Annotated in this window: 17 protein-coding genes; 16 read left to right on the top strand and 1 reads right to left on the bottom strand. The window is 51.4% G+C overall.

Features of this window, described 5'->3' with window-relative positions:
- Positions 1 to 11: 11 nt before the first annotated feature.
- A complete protein-coding gene (map, locus tag AC6EMZ_RS14440; protein WP_498403227.1) occupies positions 12 to 806 on the bottom strand; it encodes a type I methionyl aminopeptidase in 795 nt (264 codons plus the stop codon).
- 322 nt (positions 807 to 1128) lie between these two features.
- Between map and rpsB the strand changes: the two genes are divergently transcribed.
- The 16 genes from rpsB (at position 1129) to dnaE (ending at position 19614) form a co-directional block, all read left to right on the top strand.
- Positions 1129 to 1854, top strand: a complete 726-nt coding sequence (rpsB, locus tag AC6EMZ_RS14445) for a 30S ribosomal protein S2 (protein ID WP_498403228.1) — start codon at positions 1129 to 1131, stop codon at positions 1852 to 1854.
- A 120-nt stretch (positions 1855 to 1974) separates the two neighbouring features.
- The gene (gene tsf / locus AC6EMZ_RS14450) at positions 1975 to 2826 is read left to right on the top strand and encodes a translation elongation factor Ts (RefSeq protein ID WP_498403230.1); all 852 of its coding nucleotides are present in this window, start codon (positions 1975 to 1977) and stop codon (positions 2824 to 2826) included.
- A 152-nt stretch (positions 2827 to 2978) separates the two neighbouring features.
- Complete coding sequence (gene pyrH / locus AC6EMZ_RS14455; RefSeq protein WP_498403231.1) at positions 2979 to 3704, top strand: UMP kinase; 726 nt, start codon at positions 2979 to 2981, stop codon at positions 3702 to 3704.
- Positions 3705 to 3872: 168 nt separating this feature from the next.
- Entirely contained in the window at positions 3873 to 4430 is a 558-nt protein-coding gene (gene frr, locus AC6EMZ_RS14460; protein WP_498403233.1) for a ribosome recycling factor, read from the top strand.
- Positions 4431 to 4527: 97 nt separating this feature from the next.
- Positions 4528 to 5727 carry a 1-deoxy-D-xylulose-5-phosphate reductoisomerase gene (gene ispC / locus AC6EMZ_RS14465; protein WP_498403234.1) on the top strand — a complete coding sequence of 400 codons (1200 nt, stop codon included), beginning with the start codon at positions 4528 to 4530 and terminating at the stop codon, positions 5725 to 5727.
- 185 nt (positions 5728 to 5912) lie between these two features.
- Positions 5913 to 6671 carry a (2E,6E)-farnesyl-diphosphate-specific ditrans,polycis-undecaprenyl-diphosphate synthase gene (ispU, locus tag AC6EMZ_RS14470; protein WP_498403235.1) on the top strand — a complete coding sequence of 253 codons (759 nt, stop codon included), beginning with the start codon at positions 5913 to 5915 and terminating at the stop codon, positions 6669 to 6671.
- A 12-nt stretch (positions 6672 to 6683) separates the two neighbouring features.
- Positions 6684 to 7541, top strand: coding sequence for a phosphatidate cytidylyltransferase (cdsA, locus tag AC6EMZ_RS14475; RefSeq protein WP_498403236.1), 858 nt, complete (start codon positions 6684 to 6686; stop codon positions 7539 to 7541).
- A gap of 11 nt (positions 7542 to 7552) precedes the next feature.
- Positions 7553 to 8905: a sigma E protease regulator RseP gene (gene rseP, locus AC6EMZ_RS14480; protein ID WP_498403237.1), complete on the top strand. Its 1353-nt coding sequence runs from the start codon at positions 7553 to 7555 to the stop codon at positions 8903 to 8905.
- A gap of 31 nt (positions 8906 to 8936) precedes the next feature.
- The gene (gene bamA, locus AC6EMZ_RS14485; protein WP_498403238.1) at positions 8937 to 11354 is read left to right on the top strand and encodes an outer membrane protein assembly factor BamA; all 2418 of its coding nucleotides are present in this window, start codon (positions 8937 to 8939) and stop codon (positions 11352 to 11354) included.
- A 122-nt stretch (positions 11355 to 11476) separates the two neighbouring features.
- Positions 11477 to 11971: a molecular chaperone Skp gene (gene skp, locus AC6EMZ_RS14490; RefSeq protein WP_498403239.1), complete on the top strand. Its 495-nt coding sequence runs from the start codon at positions 11477 to 11479 to the stop codon at positions 11969 to 11971.
- 3 nt (positions 11972 to 11974) lie between these two features.
- Complete coding sequence (lpxD, locus tag AC6EMZ_RS14495) at positions 11975 to 13000, top strand: UDP-3-O-(3-hydroxymyristoyl)glucosamine N-acyltransferase (RefSeq protein ID WP_498403240.1); 1026 nt, start codon at positions 11975 to 11977, stop codon at positions 12998 to 13000.
- A 104-nt stretch (positions 13001 to 13104) separates the two neighbouring features.
- Complete coding sequence (fabZ, locus tag AC6EMZ_RS14500; RefSeq protein ID WP_007373234.1) at positions 13105 to 13560, top strand: 3-hydroxyacyl-ACP dehydratase FabZ; 456 nt, start codon at positions 13105 to 13107, stop codon at positions 13558 to 13560.
- Between the two features lie 3 nt (positions 13561 to 13563).
- On the top strand, positions 13564 to 14352 hold the full coding sequence (lpxA, locus tag AC6EMZ_RS14505; RefSeq protein ID WP_498403241.1) for an acyl-ACP--UDP-N-acetylglucosamine O-acyltransferase: 789 nt from the start codon (positions 13564 to 13566) through the stop codon (positions 14350 to 14352).
- Positions 14352 to 15500 (top strand): lipid-A-disaccharide synthase, encoded by a 1149-nt coding sequence (gene lpxB, locus AC6EMZ_RS14510; protein ID WP_498403243.1) that lies wholly within the window; start codon positions 14352 to 14354, stop codon positions 15498 to 15500. The genes lpxA and lpxB overlap by 1 nt, the downstream gene beginning before the upstream one ends.
- Complete coding sequence (gene rnhB, locus AC6EMZ_RS14515; RefSeq protein WP_498403244.1) at positions 15497 to 16093, top strand: ribonuclease HII; 597 nt, start codon at positions 15497 to 15499, stop codon at positions 16091 to 16093. Before lpxB ends, rnhB begins: the two co-directional genes overlap by 4 nt.
- Before the next feature lie 38 nt (positions 16094 to 16131).
- Positions 16132 to 19614 carry a DNA polymerase III subunit alpha gene (gene dnaE, locus AC6EMZ_RS14520; protein ID WP_498403245.1) on the top strand — a complete coding sequence of 1161 codons (3483 nt, stop codon included), beginning with the start codon at positions 16132 to 16134 and terminating at the stop codon, positions 19612 to 19614.
- The last annotated feature ends 4 nt before the right edge of the window (positions 19615 to 19618 follow it).

The raw sequence follows: 19618 nt of genomic DNA on the forward strand, positions 1-19618 counted from the left end.
CCGGCTTCTTTTTATTCGTTGTGCGAGAGTATCGCCGGGATGGTGTCATCCTTTCGCAACGTCATTATTTCACAGCCGTTGTCCGTCACCACAATAGTATGCTCGTACTGTGCTGACAAGCTTCTGTCTTTGGTTTTCACCGTCCAACCGTCTTTCATGGTACGGATACGGTAATCGCCTGCGTTGACCATCGGTTCGATAGTGAAGGTCATGCCTTTTTGCAGCACCACGCCACCGTCATCGGCATCATAATGGAGTACCTGCGGTTCTTCGTGGAACACGCGGCCAATCCCGTGACCGCAATATTCGCGAACCACAGAGAAACCTTCTGCTTCAACGAATTTCTGAATCGCAGCGCCAAGGGTGCGCAGGCGAATACCCGGCTTGACCATTTTCAGCGCCAGATACAGGCTTTCCTGAGTAATGCGGCACAGGCGCTCGCCCAGAATAGTGGGTTTACCCACGATAAACATTTTGGACGTGTCGCCATGATATTCATCTTTGATAACGGTCACGTCGATGTTAACGATATCGCCATCTTTCAGCTGTTTTTCGTCGTCAGGAATACCGTGACATACCACTTCATTAATGGAGATGCAGACGGATTTCGGGAAGCCGTGATAGCCAAGACAGGCGGAGATGGCATGCTGCTCATTCACGATATAGTCGTTACAGATGCGATCCAGTTCGCCGGTGCTCACGCCCGGTTTGATGTACGGTTCAATCATTTCCAGCACTTCAGCGGCCAGACGACCGGCGACGCGCATTTTTTCAATTTCTTCAGGTGTCTTAATTGAGATAGCCATGTAATCTGTCCATCGGTGTCGATTTTTTCGACAATACTAGTCTAAGTGCTGTCAATGGTAACAGTCTGGCGATGCCTGTGCCAAATTGAGAATCATTAACAGCACACGCAGCCAACAACAGTTGGTGTCTTCTCGCGTTTTGTGGTATAAAGCGCGCCGGACTTCCGATCCATTTCGTCTACACAAGATGGACCAGAAGCGACAAATCTCACTTTGTGTAAATAACACACACGTATCGACACATATTCCGGGGTGCCCTTTGGGGTCGGTAATATGGGATACGTGGAGGCTTAACCCCAACTTTTAAATAGAGGTTTTAAACATGGCAACTGTTTCCATGCGCGACATGCTCAAGGCTGGTGTTCACTTCGGTCACCAGACCCGTTACTGGAACCCGAAAATGAAGCCTTTCATCTTCGGCGCGCGTAACAAAGTTCACATCATCAACCTTGAGAAAACGGTACCAATGTTCAACGAAGCCCTGGCTGAGCTGAACAAGATCTCTTCCCGTAAAGGTAAGATTCTGTTTGTTGGTACTAAACGCGCTGCAAGCGAAGCTGTGAAAGAAGCTGCCAACAGCTGCGATCAGTTCTTCGTGAACCATCGCTGGTTGGGCGGCATGCTGACCAACTGGAAAACTGTTCGTCAGTCCATCAAGCGCCTGAAAGATCTGGAAATCCAGTCTCAGGACGGTACTTTCGATAAGCTGACCAAGAAAGAAGCTCTGATGCGCACTCGTGAACTCGGCAAGCTGGAAAACAGCCTTGGCGGGATCAAAGACATGGGTGGTCTGCCAGACGCTCTGTTCGTTGTTGATGCTGACCACGAGCACATCGCGATCAAAGAAGCTAACAACCTGGGTATCCCGGTATTTGCTATCGTTGATACCAACTCCGATCCGGACGGTGTTGACTTCGTTATCCCGGGTAACGACGATGCAATCCGTGCTGTTACTCTGTACCTGGGTGCTGTAGCGACCACCGTACGTGAAGGCCGTTCTCAGGATCTGGCTTCCCAGGCGGAAGAAAGCTTCGTAGAAGCTGAATAATAAGGTTCTACCCCTTATTAGTACCGTGTATGGATAGGGGCCTCTTAATGGCCCCTTTTTCACTTTTAAACCTGTTTGGTTCCTTGAGCCGAGCAGGTCATCTCTCCCGAGGATTTAAGAATGGCTGAAATTACCGCATCCCTGGTAAAAGAGCTGCGCGAACGTACTGGCGCAGGCATGATGGATTGCAAAAAAGCACTGGTTGAAGCCAACGGCGACATCGAGCTGGCAATCGAAAATATGCGTAAATCCGGCGCGATTAAAGCGGCGAAAAAAGCAGGCAACGTTGCAGCTGACGGTGTAATCCTGACTAAAATCGACGGCACCTACGGCATCATTCTGGAAGTTAACTGCCAGACTGACTTCGTAGCAAAAGATGGTGGTTTCCAGGCATTTGCTAATAAAGTTCTGGATGCAGCTATGGCTGGCAAAATCACCGACGTTGACGTTCTGAAAGCTCAGTTCGAAGAAGAGCGTGTTGCGCTGGTTGCTAAAATCGGTGAGAACATCAACATCCGTCGTGTTGCTTCCATCGAAGGCGACGTTCTGGGTTCATACCAGCACGGTGCTCGTATCGGTGTTCTGGTTGCGGCTAAAGGCGCTGATGAAGAACTGGTTAAACAGCTGGCAATGCACATTGCTGCAAGCAAACCAGAATTCGTTAAGCCTGAAGATGTGTCTGCTGAAGTGGTAGAAAAAGAGTACCAGGTTCAGCTGGACATCGCCATGCAGTCTGGCAAGCCAAAAGAAATCGCAGAGAAAATGGTTGAAGGCCGCATGAAGAAATTCACCGGCGAAGTTTCTCTGACTGGTCAGCCATTCGTGATGGACCCAACTAAATCTGTTGCTCAGCTGCTGAAAGAGCGCAATGCTGACGTGACTGGCTTCATCCGCTTTGAAGTGGGCGAAGGCATCGAGAAAGTTGAAACTGACTTCGCAGCAGAAGTTGCTGCAATGTCCAAGCAGTCTTAATGATTGCGAAGGAGCCGCCTGAGGGCGGCTTCTTTTTGTGCCCTATCATGCAGAAATCAGACAGACGCCTGGCGTTTCTGTGCTGATAAGTGACATATAATGTCGCCAGAACTAACCCCTATCTTAATCGTTGACAGTCTCAGGAAAGAAACATGGCTACCAATGCAAAACCCGTGTACAAACGCATTCTGCTTAAGCTGAGTGGCGAAGCACTGCAGGGAACTGAAGGCTTCGGTATTGACGCAAGCATTCTTGACCGCATGGCACAGGAAATCAAAGAACTGGTCGAACTGGGTATCCAGGTTGGCGTGGTAATTGGCGGTGGCAATCTTTTCCGTGGCGCTGGTCTGGCGAAAGCGGGTATGAATCGCGTTGTGGGCGACCACATGGGTATGCTGGCAACAGTGATGAATGGCCTGGCAATGCGTGATGCACTCCATCGCGCCTATGTGAACGCCCGCCTGATGTCTGCTATTCCTCTGAATGGCGTATGCGATAACTACAGCTGGGCAGAGGCAATCAGCCTACTGCGCAACAACCGCGTGGTGATCCTCTCCGCCGGTACGGGTAACCCGTTCTTTACTACCGACTCCGCTGCCTGCCTGCGCGGTATCGAAATCGAAGCCGACGTCGTGCTGAAAGCAACGAAAGTTGACGGCGTGTTTACCGCCGATCCCGCTAAAGATCCTGCGGCAACTATGTACGATCAGTTGACCTACAATGAAGTGCTGGATCAAGAGCTAAAAGTGATGGATCTTGCGGCCTTCACGCTGGCTCGTGACCATAAGTTACCTATTCGTGTCTTCAATATGAATAAGCCAGGCGCGCTGCGTCGCGTCGTAATGGGCGAAAAAGAAGGCACTTTGATCACGGAATAATTTCCGTTGGCGATAAATACAGGTAAGATTCCGCTTTACTGCGTAGTGAACGCTTACCTGGACGCGCCTCAGGCGTTGTCATGAATTAAACGCGACTATACTTAGCACACCTGTAGCGGCTGTGCTGGCGGATAGTCTGCCTGAAACAAGTTTTCAAGGATTCTTAACGTGATTAGCGATATCAGAAAAGATGCTGAAGTACGCATGGAAAAATGCGTAGAAGCCTTCAAAAACCAAATCAGCAAAGTGCGCACCGGCCGTGCTTCCCCAAGCCTGCTTGATGGTATCATCGTACCGTATTACGGTACCCCAACTCCGCTGCGCCAGCTGGCAAGCGTGACAGTTGAAGATACCCGTACCCTGAAAATCAACGTCTTCGACCGTTCTTTAGGTCCAGCGGTAGAAAAAGCGATCATGGCCTCTGATTTGGGTCTGAACCCAAGTTCAGCGGGTACCGACATTCGCGTTCCACTGCCAGCACTGACGGAAGAACGTCGTAAAGAGCTGATCAAAGTGGTTCGCGGTGAAGCCGAAGGCGCGCGTGTTGCTGTGCGTAACGTGCGTCGTGATGCGAATGACAAAGTGAAAGCACTGCTGAAAGACAAAGAAATCAGCGAAGATGATGACCGCCGTTCTCAGGACGACGTTCAGAAATTGACTGACGCTGCTATCAAGAAGCTTGATGCGGCGCTGGCAGATAAAGAAGCGGAACTGATGCAGTTCTGATTTCTAATGTCATCTGAAAAACGCCGTTCAGGAAGTCCTGGTGACTTTGCTGGCGGCGTTTTGCTTTTATATGATCTAACTTTCTTCCGGGCATCTCATGAAGCATTTAACTCTCCTCGGCTCGACCGGTTCTATTGGTTGCAGCACTCTTGACGTTGTTCGTCACAATCCTGAAAACTACACCGTCACCGCGCTTGTGGCCGGGAAGAATGTGCAGCGGATGGTCGAACAGTGTCTGGAATTTACTCCCCGCTATGCGGTGATGGACGACGAGGAAAGTGCTATTCAGGTTAAAGCACTGCTGGCAGAGAAGGGGAGTCGTACAGAAGTCATGAGTGGGCAGCAAGCCGCTTGTGATATGGCTGCGCTGAGTGAGGTCGATCAGGTCATGGCGGCGATAGTCGGCGCGGCAGGGCTGCTGCCAACGCTTGCGGCTATTGATGCAGGCAAAACGGTGCTGCTGGCGAACAAAGAGGCATTAGTCACCTGTGGCCGGCTCTTTATGGACGCGGTAAAACAGCGCGGCGCACGACTTTTACCGGTCGATAGCGAACATAACGCGATTTTTCAGAGTTTACCGCAACCTTTTCAGGAAAACCTAGGGTACGCTGATCTCGAGCAGAATGGCGTTGTGTCGATTCTGCTTACCGGGTCTGGTGGTCCATTCCGTGAAACGCCATTGTCTGAACTGGCCTCTATGACGCCCGATCAGGCATGTCGTCATCCGAACTGGTCGATGGGAAGAAAAATCTCTGTCGACTCTGCCACTATGATGAATAAAGGTCTGGAATACATTGAAGCTCGCTGGCTTTTTAATGCGTCTGCAAAACAGATGGAAGTGCTGATCCACCCGCAGTCGGTGATTCATTCCATGGTTCGCTATCAGGATGGCAGCGTCCTTGCACAGTTAGGTGAACCGGACATGCGCACGCCAATCGCACACTCGATGGCGTGGCCACATCGCGTCATCTCAGGAGCCAAACCGCTCGACTTTTGCAAGCTCAGCTCTCTGACCTTTAGTGAGCCTGATTATGACAGGTACCCTTGTCTGAAGCTGGCGATGAATGCTTTTGACCATGGGCAGGCTGCGACGACGGCGCTTAATGCAGCCAATGAAATTACCGTTGAGGCATTTCTGAACCAGCGCATCCGCTTTACTGACATTGCGGCACTGAATTTGTCAGTCCTCGATTCGATGGATCTGCGAGAGCCGCAGAGCGTCGAGGAAGTGTTGGCAGTCGATGCACAGGCGCGCGTGGTGGCGCTTGAACAGGTGACGCGTCTCGCAAGCTGGTGATAATCCAAGCGCTAGTGGTCGTGCTATTTGTTAGCGTTGGGCTTCAGTGATATAGTCTGCGCCACCTGATCGCAGGTATTTGACTACGAGTGGTCAGGTAAGCCGTGGTATGACACGGCTTTTTTATGTAAAGGCTTCAGTATTCCTGAGTACCGCTAAATCCTTTCAGGGACTAAAAACGCGTTATGTTGTCTGCGAATCAACCAATAAGCGAAAACTTGCCAGCTCATGGCTGTCGCCATGTAGCAATCATTATGGATGGCAATGGCCGCTGGGCGAAAAGACAAGGGAAGATACGAGCCTTTGGGCATAAAGCTGGGGCGAAATCTGTTCGCCGCGCCGTTTCTTTTGCCGCCAATAACGGCATTGATGCGTTAACGCTCTATGCTTTCAGCAGTGAAAACTGGAATCGACCTCCGCAGGAAGTCACTGCGTTGATGGAGTTGTTTGTGTGGGCGCTCGACAGCGAAGTAAAAAGCCTGCATCGCCACAACGTACGCCTGCGTATAATTGGCGATACCAGTCGTTTTAACTCACGTTTGCAGGAACGTATTCGCAAAGCGGAGGCGGTGACCGAAAATAATACGGGTCTTACGCTCAATATCGCGGCGAATTACGGCGGACGTTGGGATATTATCCAGGGCGTTCGGCACTTGGCCGAACAAGTTCAGGAAGGGCTGTTGAGACCCGACCAAATTGATGAAGAGGCGCTGGGTCAGCAAATCTGCATGAATGAACTGGCACCCGTGGATTTGGTAATTAGGACAGGGGGAGAACATCGCATTAGTAACTTTCTGCTTTGGCAAATTGCCTACGCCGAACTTTACTTTACTGACGTTCTTTGGCCCGATTTTGATGAACAAGACTTTGAAGGTGCGCTGCATGCCTTTGCCAATCGAGAGCGTCGCTTTGGCGGCACTGAGCCTGGCGCTGACAAAGTCTGATGGGGGTAGCTTTTGCTGAAGTATCGCCTGATTTCCGCTTTTGTATTAATACCCATCGTCATCGCAGCGCTGTTTTTACTGCCTCCGGTGGGATTTGCTATTGTCACGCTGGTGGTGTGCATGCTCGCGGCGTGGGAATGGGGACAGCTTAGCGGCTTTACCTCGCGCACTCAGCGGGTATGGCTGGCGGTGCTCTGTGGCCTGTTGCTGGCCCTGATGCTGTTTGTGCTGCCTGAGTATCACCACGACATTCATCAGCCACTGGTCGCCGGTTCGCTCTGGGCATCGTTAGGTTGGTGGATAGTGGCATTGATGCTGGTGCTGTTTTATCCCGGCTCTGCATCGGTCTGGCGTCACTCTAAGACGCTGCGCCTGATATTTGGCATGCTCACAATTATTCCTTTTTTCTGGGGTATGCTTGTTTTGCGCACCTGGCACTACGACGAAAACCACTACAGCGGTGCTTTATGGCTGTTATATGTGATGATTCTCGTCTGGGGGGCTGACTCTGGTGCCTATATGTTTGGTAAACTGTTCGGCAAGCATAAACTGGCGCCGAAGGTTTCTCCGGGGAAAACCTGGCAAGGGTTTTTCGGTGGTCTGTTTACCGCCGCGATTATTTCCTGGGGCTACGGTGTCTGGGCGAACCTTGAAGTTGCGCCAACAACGTTGCTGATTTGCTCCATCGTTGCTGCGCTGGCGTCTGTATTGGGTGACTTGACCGAAAGTATGTTCAAGCGTGAAGCAGGGATTAAAGACAGTGGTCACCTTATTCCAGGTCATGGTGGAATATTGGATCGCATTGATAGCCTGACGGCTGCGGTTCCTGTATTTGCATGCCTGTTGTTTCTGGTATTCGGGACGATTTAACGGAAGGTTTTATGCTGAGCATTCTCTGGAATCTGGCGGCGTTCATAGTTGCACTTGGTGTGCTTATCACCGTGCATGAATTTGGCCATTTCTGGGTTGCCCGGCGCTGCGGAGTGCGGGTCGAGCGTTTCTCGATTGGCTTTGGCAAATCGCTTTGGCGTCGCAATGACCGTCACGGCACCGAGTTTGTCATCGCCCTGATTCCACTTGGCGGCTACGTCAAAATGCTGGATGAACGCGTAGAAGCTGTTGCGCCTGAAATGCGACACTACGCGTTCAACAACAAAACGGTAGGCCAACGCGCCGCCATCATTGCTGCCGGACCGGTAGCCAACTTCATCTTTGCTGTCTTCGCTTACTGGCTGGTGTTTATCATCGGTGTCCCTGGCGTTCGTCCGGTGGTGGGTGAAATTTCACCCGACTCTATCGCGGCGACAGCGCAAATTGCACCAGGCATGGAACTTAAAGCAATCGACGGCATCGAAACCCCTGATTGGGATGCCGTCAGGTTGCAGTTGGTTGCCAAAATCGGCGATGAGCAGACAAAAGTCAGCGTTTCACCTTTTGGTGCTAACCAGCGGCAGGAAAAAGTTCTGGATTTACGCCACTGGAATTTTGAGCCTGATAAAGAAGATCCTGTAGCGGCATTGGGCATTCGCCCACGCGGTGCGCAGATCGAACCTGTATTAGCACAAGTGCAGGCTGATTCAGCTGCGCGTAAAGCAGGTTTGCAAGCGGGCGACAGGATCGTTAAAGTCGACGGTCAGCCGTTAACACAATGGATGACCTTTGTTAATCTGGTGCGCGATAATCCAGGCACGCCGTTGGCACTGGAAGTCGAAAGGCAGGGGAGTCCGCTCTCCTTGACGCTCATCCCGGATACTAAACCGGGTGGCGGAAAGGCTGAGGGGTTTGCTGGCGTAGTGCCAAAAGTGATCCCGCTGCCAGATGAGTACAAGACAATACGCCAGTATGGGCCGTTTAGCGCCATCGTTGAAGCCACGGATAAAACATGGCAATTGATGAAGCTTACGGTCACTATGTTGGGGAAATTGATAACCGGTGACGTAAAACTGAACAACCTCAGTGGGCCGATTTCTATCGCCCAGGGGGCTGGGATGTCAGCGGAATTCGGGGTGATTTACTATCTCATGTTCCTCGCGCTGATAAGCGTGAACCTCGGGATAATCAACCTGTTCCCGCTTCCTGTTTTAGATGGGGGGCATCTGCTGTTTTTAGCGATTGAAAAGCTAAAAGGCGGACCGGTATCCGAGCGAGTTCAAGACTTTAGTTATCGCATTGGCTCGATTTTGCTAGTGCTGTTAATGGGGCTTGCACTTTTCAATGATTTCTCTCGGTTGTAAGAGAGATAGTTAGGAAGAACGCATAATAACGATGGCGATGAAAAAGTTGCTCATAGCGTCGCTGCTGTTTAGCAGCGCGACCGTATACGGTGCTGAAGGGTTCGTAGTGAAGGATATTCATTTCGAAGGCCTACAGCGTGTCGCCGTTGGTGCGGCCCTCCTCAGTATGCCAGTGCGCCAAGGCGACACGGTTAATGATGAAGATATCAGTAATACCATTCGTGCTCTGTTTGCCACTGGCAACTTTGAGGATGTCCGCGTCCTGCGCGATGGTGATACGCTGCTGGTTCAGGTGAAAGAACGCCCGACGATTGCCAGTATCACTTTCTCCGGCAACAAGTCGGTGAAAGACGATATGCTCAAGCAAAACCTTGAAGCATCTGGTGTTCGTGTTGGCGAGTCTCTGGACCGCACAACCCTGTCCGATATCGAAAAAGGACTGGAAGATTTCTACTACAGCGTCGGTAAATACAGCGCGAGCGTAAAAGCCGTTGTGACACCGCTGCCGCGTAATCGCGTTGACCTGAAGCTTGTCTTCCAGGAAGGCGTGTCTGCGAAAATCCAGCAGATCAACATTGTGGGCAACCACGCGTTCAGTACGGACGAGCTGATCTCAACGTTCCAACTCCGCGACGAAGTGCCGTGGTGGAACGTGGTGGGCGATCGCAAGTACCAGAAGCAGAAGCTGGCGGGCGATCTCGAAACCCTGCGTAGCTACTATCTGGACCGCGGTTATGCACGTTTCAATATTGACTCTACCCAGGTCAGTCTGACTCCGGACAAGAAAGGTATCTACATTACCGTTAACATCACAGAAGGCGATCAGTACAAGCTTTCCGGTGTTGAGGTGAGTGGTAACCTGGCGGGTCACTCCGCAGAGATCGAGAGTTTGACTAAGCTCCAGCCGGGCGAACTGTATAGCGGCGCAAAAGTGACCAAAATGGAAGACGGCATTAAAAAGCTGCTCGGCCGTTATGGTTATGCGTACCCGCGCGTTCAGACTCAGCCAGAAATTAACGATACGGATAAAACCGTTAAGCTTCACGTTAACGTTGATGCTGGTAACCGTTTCTACGTGCGTAAGATTCGCTTTGAAGGCAACGATACCTCCAAAGATTCCGTACTGCGTCGCGAAATGCGCCAGATGGAAGGCGCGTGGCTGGGTAGCGACATGGTAGACCAGGGTAAAGAACGTTTGAACCGTCTGGGCTACTTTGAAACGGTTGATACGGACACCCAGCGTGTACCGGGTAGCCCGGATCAGGTTGACGTCGTCTATAAGGTTAAAGAACGTAATACTGGTAGCTTCAACTTTGGTGTCGGTTACGGTACTGAAAGTGGCGTGAGCTTCCAGGTTGGCGTTCAACAGGATAACTGGTTGGGTACGGGTTACTCCGTTGGTATCAACGGGACTAAAAACGACTACCAGACCTATTCTGAGTTCTCGGTAACTAACCCGTACTTCACCGTTGATGGTGTAAGTTTGGGCGGTCGTATCTTCTATAACGACTTTAAAGCCGATGATGCAGATCTGTCCTCTTATACCAACAAAAGTTATGGTCTGGATGGCACGCTTGGCTTCCCGATTAACGAATACAACACCCTGCGTGCTGGTTTAGGTTACGTACATAACGACCTGTCCAATATGCAACCGCAGGTGGCGATGTGGCGTTATCTGGATTCTATCGGCCAGTCAGCTAGCACCTCCAGCGATAACAATGGTTTTGCAGCAGATGACTTCACCTTCAACTATGGCTGGACGTATAACCGCCTCGACCGTGGTTTCTTCCCGACAGAAGGTTCCCGTGTCAACCTGAATGGTAAAGTGACCGTGCCAGGCTCTGATAACGAGTTCTACAAGCTGACGCTGGATACCGCGTCGTACTTCCCTATTGATGATGACCACAAATGGGTTGTTCTGGGTCGTACGCGTTGGGGTTATGGCGATGGGATCGGAAGCAAGGAGCTGCCGTTCTACGAGAACTTCTATGCGGGTGGTTCAAGCACCGTACGTGGCTTCCAGTCCAATAACATTGGTCCGAAAGCGGTCTACTACGGCGGTAACGACACTGATAACTGTAATAAGGCTTCGTCATCAGAAGTTTGTAGTTCTAATGATGCGGTGGGCGGTAACGCCATGGGTGTTGCTAGCCTTGAGTTCATCACGCCTACGCCGTTTATCAGTGACAAGTATGCGAACTCAGTCCGTACTTCGTTCTTCTGGGATGCGGGTACCGTGTGGGATACCAACTGGGAAAACACGTCTCAGATGAAAGCAGCAGGCGTACCGGATTATAGCGATCCGAGCAATATTCGCATGTCTGCAGGTATCGCATTACAATGGATGTCACCGTTGGGGCCGTTGGTCTTCTCTTACGCCCAGCCGTTTAAGAAATACGATGGAGACAAAGCGGAGCAATTCCAGTTTAACATTGGTAAAACCTGGTAATTGTCCGTTGCAATGGAATGCGTTGGCAGTGTAGCGCTGACAACCGGCGATCGCAGAGACGATCGCCTTGCCACGCAAAGAACGGTACCTTCGGGTACCAATGGGATGGTAAGGAGTTTATTGTGAAAAAGTGGTTATTAGCTGCAGGTCTTGGTTTGGCGATGGTAACTTCTGCTCAGGCAGCGGACAAAATTGCAATCGTCAACATGGGTAATCTGTTCCAGCAAGTTGCGCAGAAAACAGGTGTTTCTGCAACTCTGGAAAACGAATTCAAAGGCCGTGCTGGCGAACTGCAAGGTATGGAAAACGACCTCCAGTCCAAAATGCAGCGTTTGCAGCGTGATGGTTCTACCATGAAGGCAAGCGATCGCAGCAAGCTGGAAAAAGACGTGATGGCTCAGCGCCAGACTTTCTCTCAGAAAGCACAGGCTTTCGAGCAGGACCGTCAGCGTCGTTCTAACGAAGAACGTGGCAAGCTGGTGACTCGTATCCAGTCTGCTGTGAAAGCAGTTGCAGCCGATCAGAGTATTGATCTGGTTGTTGATGCTAATGCCGTTGCTTTCAACAGCAAAGATGTTAAAGACATCACTGCTGATGTACTGAAACAGGTTAAATAAGTAATGCCTTCAATTCGACTGGCTGATTTAGCTCAGCAGTTGGATGCAGAATTACACGGTGATGGCGATATCGTCATCACCGCTGTTGCGTCCATGCAATCTGCTAAAGCAGGCAACATTACGTTCATGGTTAGCCCGAAGTACCGTGAACACCTGGCTCAATGTCAGGCGTCTGCTGTCGTACTGACGCAGGACGATCTCCCGTTTGCCGCAAGCGCTGCGCTGGTAGTGAAGAATCCCTACCTGACTTACGCGCGTATGGCTCAAATTTTTGATACCACGCCTCAGCCGGCGCAGAACATTGCTGCAAGCGCAGCGATTGACCCGACGGCACAGCTGGGTAACAACGTAGCAATTGGCGCAAACGCCGTTATCGAATCCGATGTTGTTCTGGGCGATAACGTGGTTATTGGTGCGGGTTGTTTCGTCGGCAAAAAGACGAAAATTGGTGCAGGTTCCCGTTTGTGGGCCAATGTGACCGTTTATCATGAGATAGAGATTGGCGAAAATTGCCTGATCCAGTCCAGCACCGTTATTGGTTCTGATGGATTCGGTTATGCCAACGATCGTGGTAACTGGATCAAAATCCCACAGCTTGGTCGCGTCATTATTGGCGATCGTGTTGAGATCGGAGCATGCACGACTATCGATCGCGGTGCGCTCGACGATACCATTATTGGTAATGGTGTTATCATCGATAATCAATGTCAGATTGCGCATAACGTCGTGATTGGCGACAATACCGCAGTTGCGGGCGGCGTGATCATGGCAGGCAGCCTGAAAATTGGTCGTTACTGCATGATCGGTGGGGCCAGCGTGATTAATGGACATATGGAAATATGCGACAAAGTCACGGTGACAGGCATGGGCATGGTGATGCGTCCTATCACTGAGCCTGGCGTCTATTCCTCCGGCATTCCGCTGCAACCGAATAAGATGTGGCGTAAAACCGCAGCTCTGGTGATGAATATTGATGATATGAGCAAGCGCCTCAAGTCTATTGAGCGCAAAATCAATCAACAAGACTAAGCGTTCATCCTTTTAACGCTAAATTTCCCGGCCTGTCGGCTTTCTTATAATCCGGCAGGCCGTGTTATTATTGCTATTCAGTACATTTTGACAGGAAGAGTATTTTGACTACCGACACTCATACTCTGCATATTGAAGAGATTTTAGAACTTCTGCCGCACCGCTACCCGTTTTTGCTGGTAGACCGTGTGCTGGATTTTGAAGAAGGTCGTTTTCTGCGCGCAGTGAAAAATGTCTCTGTAAATGAGCCATTCTTCCAGGGGCATTTCCCTGGTAAGCCTATCTTCCCGGGCGTTTTGATCCTGGAAGCGATGGCGCAGGCTACCGGTATTCTTGCGTTTAAAAGCGTAGGCAAACTGGAGCCAGGTGAGTTGTATTACTTCGCGGGTATCGATGAAGCACGCTTTAAGCGTCCCGTTGTGCCTGGTGATCAGATGATCATGGAAGTGACTTTTGAAAAAACGCGCCGTGGCCTGACGCGCTTCAAAGGCGTTGCTCTGGTTGATGGCAAAGTTGTTTGTGAAGCTACCATGATGTGTGCGCGTAGCCGGGAGGCCTGATACGTGATTGATAAATCCGCCTTTATTCATCCCACGGCCATTGTGGAAGAGGGTGCCGTTATTGGTGCCAATGCCCACATTGGACCTTTTTGTATTGTTGGACCCCATGTCGTAATTGGTGAGGGTACCGTGCTGAAATCTCATGTTGTTGTGAATGGTCATACGACCATTGGCCGCGATAACGAGATTTATCAGTTCGCCTCCGTTGGCGAAGTAAACCAGGATCTTAAGTATGCTGGCGAACCGACCCGTCTGGAAATTGGCGATCGTAACCGCATTCGCGAAAGCGTCACCATTCATCGTGGCACAGTACAGGGTGGTGGATTGACGAAGGTGGGCAGCGACAACCTGTTTATGGTCAATGCACATATTGCACATGATTGTACGGTAGGTAGCCGTTGTATTCTCGCTAACAACGCAACGTTGGCGGGACACGTATCGGTTGATGATTTCGCCATCATTGGCGGCATGACGGCAGTCCATCAGTTCTGCATCATTGGTGCGCACGTGATGGTCGGCGGCTGCTCCGGTGTGGCGCAGGACGTTCCACCGTATGTGATTGCGCAGGGTAACCACGCAACACCGTTTGGTGTGAATATCGAAGGTCTCAAGCGTCGCGGCTTTAGCCGTGAAGCTATCACCGCGATCCGTAACGCGTACAAACTTCTGTACCGTAGCGGGAAAACGCTGGAAGAGGCGAAGCCGGAAGTTGCCGAGCTGGCGGAAAAGTATCCCGAAGTGAAAGCGTTCACCGAGTTCTTTGAACGTTCAACTCGAGGTCTGATTCGTTAATGGTCGACAACCGTCCGCTAACGATAGCCCTGGTCGCCGGAGAAACTTCCGGCGATATTCTTGGTGCCGGTCTTATCCGCGCACTCAAGACTCGCGTACCCAATGCACGTTTTGTTGGCGTTGCAGGCCCGCTGATGCAGGCGGAGGGCTGTGAAGCCTGGTACGAGATGGAAGAACTCGCGGTAATGGGAATCGTCGAAGTGCTGGGGCGTTTACGCCGTTTACTGCATATTCGTGCCGATCTCACGCGTCGCTTTACCGATCTCAAACCCGATGTGTTTGTCGGTATCGATGCACCTGATTTCAACATTACGCTCGAAGGTAATTTGAAAAAACAGGGCATTAAAACGATTCATTATGTCAGTCCGTCCGTTTGGGCGTGGCGACAGAAACGCGTTTTCAAAATCGGCAGATCGACAGATCTGGTGCTTGCTTTTCTGCCTTTCGAAAAAGCGTTTTACGATAAATTCAACGTTCCCTGTCGTTTTATCGGGCATACCATGGCAGATGCTATGCCGCTTGATCCTGATAAAAAGGCGGCGCGCGATATTCTGGGGATTCCACATGATGCCCATTGCCTGGCCTTGTTGCCGGGCAGTCGCGGTGCTGAAGTGGAAATGCTCAGCGCGGATTTCCTCAAGACTGCGCAAATTCTTCGTCAGACCTATCCCAGTCTCGAAGTGGTTGTCCCCTTGGTCAATGCCAAACGTCGCGAGCAGTTTGAACGCATCAAAGCAGAAGTGGCTCCCGACCTGCACGTCCATCTGCTGGATGGCAAAGGCCGAGAAGCCATGGTGGCGAGCGATGCAGCTCTGTTAGCATCCGGTACGGCAGCACTGGAATGTATGCTGGCGAAATGTCCTATGGTGGTTGGCTATCGTATGAAGCCTTTCACCTTCTGGCTGGCGAAGCGTCTGGTTAAAACAGACTATGTTTCCTTGCCCAATTTGCTTGCTGGACGTGAACTGGTGAAAGAGCTGCTGCAGGATGAGTGCCAGCCCCAGGCGCTGGCTGATGCGCTGTTGCCATTGCTGGCAGACGGTAAAACCAGTCACCACATGCACGATACTTTCCGGGAACTGCATCAGCAGATACGCTGTAATGCCGATGAGCAAGCAGCTGAAGCGGTGATGGAGTTAGCAAAATGATGGAATTTATTTATCCGCACACGCATCTTGTTGCGGGTGTGGACGAAGTGGGCCGTGGACCGCTGGTCGGTGCGGTCGTCACCGCCGCTGTTATCCTCGATCCGGCTCGCCCGATTGTGGGATTGAACGATTCGAAAAAACTCTCTGAAAAACGCCGCCTGGCGCTATTCGATGAAATAAAAGAAAAAGCACTGTGCTGGAGTCTGGGACGCGCGGAACCGCACGAGATTGATGAATTAAATATTCTGCATGCCACGATGTTGGCCATGCAGCGTGCGGTCGCAGGGCTTGCGATTGTACCGGAATATGTTCTTATCGACGGTAACCGTTGCCCGGCATTACCCATGCCTTCATTGGCTGTGGTTAAGGGCGATAGCCGTGTGCCAGAAATTAGTGCGGCCTCAATTATTGCCAAAGTGACACGTGATGCCGAAATGGCCGCGCTGGATCTCACATTTCCCCTGTATGGTTTTGCCCAGCATAAGGGATATCCAACCCCTTTCCATCTGGAAAGGCTGGCTAAACATGGCGCAACTGAACATCATCGACGCAGTTTTGGTCCGGTGAAACGCGCACTGGGACTGGTGTCCTGAATCAATACGCAAGCAATTAAGTAACGCGGAATCTGAAGATGGCTGAACCACGTTTCGTACACCTACGGGTGCATAGCGACTACTCCATGATTGATGGGCTGGCGAAGACCGGGCCGCTGGTGAAAAAGGCGGCCGCGCTTGGCATGCCTGCGCTGGCGATCACCGATTTCACCAATCTTTGTGGTCTGGTTAAGTTCTACGGAGCGGCGCATGGTGCTGGCCTGAAGCCTGTCATTGGCGCAGATTTTCATGTGCAAAATGAGTTGCTCGGCGATGAGATGACCCAGATCTCCGTGCTGGCAATGGATAACACGGGCTATCAGAACCTGACATTACTGATCTCTCGCGCCTACCAGCGTGGCTATGGCGTTGATGGCCCCTGGATTGACAGAGACTGGTTGGCCGAGCTGAACGAAGGATTGCTCCTGATTTCCGGCGGTCGCATGGGAGACGTGGGTAGAAGCTTGCTACGCGGCAATAATGCTCTGGTTGATCAGTGTGTTTCGTTCTATGAAGAGCACTTCCCGGACCGTTTCTATCTGGAGTTGATCCGTACCGGTCGTCCTGACGAAGAAAATTATCTGCATGCCGCGGTTGCCCTTGCGGAAGCGCGCGGGTTACCAGTCGTTGCCACCAACGACGTGCGCTTCATAGACGCCGGTGATTTTGATGCACATGAAATCCGCGTAGCTATTCACGACGGTTTTACACTCGACGATCCTAAGCGTCCGCGCAATTATTCCACGCAGCAGTACATGCGCACCGAAGATGAAATGTGCGAACTGTTTGCGGATATCCCGGAAGCGCTGGAAAACACCGTTGAGATTGCCAAGCGTTGTAACGTTACCGTTCGTTTGGGTGAGTATTTCCTGCCACAATTCCCAACCGGGGAGATGACCACAGAAGACTTCCTGGTCCTTAAATCGAAAGAAGGGCTGGAAGACCGACTGGAATTCTTGTTCCCGGATGAAGCAGAACGTAACGAGAAGCGTCCCCCTTACGATGAACGTCTGGATATTGAACTCAAGGTTATTAACCAGATGGGGTTCCCGGGCTACTTCCTGATCGTGATGGAGTTTATCCAGTGGTCGAAGGATAACGGTGTACCGGTAGGTCCGGGTCGTGGTTCAGGTGCAGGTTCGCTTGTGGCGTATGCGCTAAAAATTACCGATCTCGATCCTTTGGAATTTGACCTGCTGTTCGAGCGCTTCCTTAACCCGGAACGTGTCTCAATGCCTGACTTCGACGTCGACTTCTGTATGGAGAAACGCGACCAGGTTATTGAACACGTTGCAGATATGTATGGCCGCGATGCGGTATCGCAGATTATTACTTTCGGAACCATGGCCGCGAAGGCCGTTATCCGAGACGTAGGCCGCGTGCTGGGCCATCCTTATGGTTTCGTGGATCGTATTTCGAAACTGGTGCCGCCCGATCCTGGTATGACGCTGGCAAAAGCGTTTGAGGCAGAGCCTCAACTGCCAGAAATCTACGAAGCGGACGAAGAAGTTAAAGCGCTTATCGACATGGCGCGTAAGCTTGAGGGCGTTACGCGAAATGCAGGTAAGCACGCTGGTGGGGTGGTTATTGCCCCTACCAAAATTACCGATTTTGCGCCACTTTATTGCGATGAATCGGGCCAGCATCCGGTCACGCAGTTCGACAAGAATGATGTTGAATATGCGGGTCTGGTGAAGTTTGACTTCCTGGGTTTGCGAACGCTCACCATCATTGATTGGGCGTTAAAGATGATCAATCCGCGTCGAGCCAAGCAAGGCCTCGAACCGATTGATATCGCGGCGATCCCGCTGGAAGATAAGAAAAGCTTCGACATGCTGCAGCGCTCGGAAACCACCGCGGTATTCCAGCTTGAATCGCGCGGCATGAAGGATCTGATTAAGCGTCTTCAGCCCGACTGCTTCGAAGATATGATCGCACTGGTGGCCTTGTTCCGCCCAGGTCCATTGCAATCGGGGATGGTAGATAACTTTATCGACCGTAAGCATGGGCGTGAAGAGATTTCCTACCCTGACGTGCAGTGGCAGCATGAATGCCTGAAGCCGGTACTGGAGCCAACCTATGGCATTATCCTGTATCAGGAACAGGTTATGCAGATCGCGCAGGAACTCTCTGGCTATACCCTTGGCGGCGCGGATATGTTGCGTCGTGCGATGGGTAAGAAAAAGCCGGAGGAAATGGCTAAGCAGCGCGGGACGTTTGAGGACGGCGCGAAGAAAAATGGCGTCGACGGCGAACTGGCAATTAAAATCTTTGACCTGGTTGAGAAATTCGCCGGTTACGGATTTAACAAATCGCATTCAGCTGCTTATGCATTGGTGTCGTATCAAACGCTGTGGCTAAAAGCACACTATCCAGCAGAATTTATGGCGGCAGTTATGACCGCCGATATGGATAATACCGATAAGGTAGTTGGCCTGGTCGATGAGTGCTGGCGGATGGGGTTGAAAATTCTGCCGCCTGATATTAACTCGGGGCAGTATCATTTCCATGTAAATGACGACGGTGAGATTGTATACGGGATCGGGGCGATCAAAGGCGTGGGTGAAGGCCCGATCGAAGCGATCATTGAGGCCCGAAACGAAGGTGGTTATTTCCGCGAACTTTTCGATCTCTGCGCCCGTACCGACACTAAAAAACTGAATCGTCGAGTGCTTGAAAAGTTGATCATGTCCGGGGCATTTGACCGTCTTGGACCCCATCGCGCCGCGCTGATGAACTCACTCGGGGATGCGCTGAAAGCCGCGGATCAACATGCCAAAGCGGAAGCGACTGGACAGGCGGATATGTTCGGTGTGCTGGCTGAAGAGCCAGAGCAAATTGAACAATCCTATGCCAACTGCCAACCGTGGCCAGAACATACGATACTTGAAGGGGAGCGTGAAACGTTAGGCTTGTACCTGACCGGACACCCAATCAACCAGTATTTAAAAGAAATTGAGCGCTATGTCGGCGGCTATCGGCTTAAAGACATGCATCCAACCGATCGTGGTAAAGTGACCACGGCGGCTGGGCTCGTGATTGCTGCAAGGGTAATGGTCACCAAGCGCGGCAATCGCATCGGCATCTGTACGTTAGATGACCGCTCCGGGCGGCTGGAAGTGATGTTATTCACGGAAGCGCTGGAAAAATACCAGCATTTGCTGGAAAACGACCGCATACTTATCGTCAGCGGACAGGTCAGCTTTGATGACTTCAGCGGTGGGCTTAAAATGATGGCCCGTGAAGTGATGGATATTGACGAAGCCCGGGAAAAATATGCTCGCGGGCTTGCTATCTCGCTGACGGACAGGCAAATTGATGACCAGCTTTTAAACCGACTCCGTCAGTCTCTGGAACCCCATCGTTCGGGGACCATTCCAGTACATCTCTACTATCAGAGGGCGGATGCACGTGCGCGATTGCGCTTTGGTGCAACGTGGCGTGTCTCTCCGAGCGATCGTTTACTTAACGATCTCCGTGGCCTTATTGGTTCGGAGCAGGTGGAACTGGAGTTTGACTAATACA

It is taken from the genome of Enterobacter sp. SCRI0065 (assembly GCF_059766475.1).

Coding starts and splice junctions, on each gene's coding strand:
- map (WP_498403227.1), bottom strand. CDS start 806: ATGGCTATCTCAATTAAGACACCTGAAGAAATTGAAAAAATGCGCGTC.
- rpsB (WP_498403228.1), top strand. CDS start 1,129: ATGGCAACTGTTTCCATGCGCGACATGCTCAAGGCTGGTGTTCACTTC.
- tsf (WP_498403230.1), top strand. CDS start 1,975: ATGGCTGAAATTACCGCATCCCTGGTAAAAGAGCTGCGCGAACGTACT.
- pyrH (WP_498403231.1), top strand. CDS start 2,979: ATGGCTACCAATGCAAAACCCGTGTACAAACGCATTCTGCTTAAGCTG.
- ispC (WP_498403234.1), top strand. CDS start 4,528: ATGAAGCATTTAACTCTCCTCGGCTCGACCGGTTCTATTGGTTGCAGC.
- ispU (WP_498403235.1), top strand. CDS start 5,913: ATGTTGTCTGCGAATCAACCAATAAGCGAAAACTTGCCAGCTCATGGC.
- rseP (WP_498403237.1), top strand. CDS start 7,553: ATGCTGAGCATTCTCTGGAATCTGGCGGCGTTCATAGTTGCACTTGGT.
- bamA (WP_498403238.1), top strand. CDS start 8,937: ATGGCGATGAAAAAGTTGCTCATAGCGTCGCTGCTGTTTAGCAGCGCG.
- lpxD (WP_498403240.1), top strand. CDS start 11,975: ATGCCTTCAATTCGACTGGCTGATTTAGCTCAGCAGTTGGATGCAGAA.
- lpxB (WP_498403243.1), top strand. CDS start 14,352: ATGGTCGACAACCGTCCGCTAACGATAGCCCTGGTCGCCGGAGAAACT.
- rnhB (WP_498403244.1), top strand. CDS start 15,497: ATGATGGAATTTATTTATCCGCACACGCATCTTGTTGCGGGTGTGGAC.
- dnaE (WP_498403245.1), top strand. CDS start 16,132: ATGGCTGAACCACGTTTCGTACACCTACGGGTGCATAGCGACTACTCC.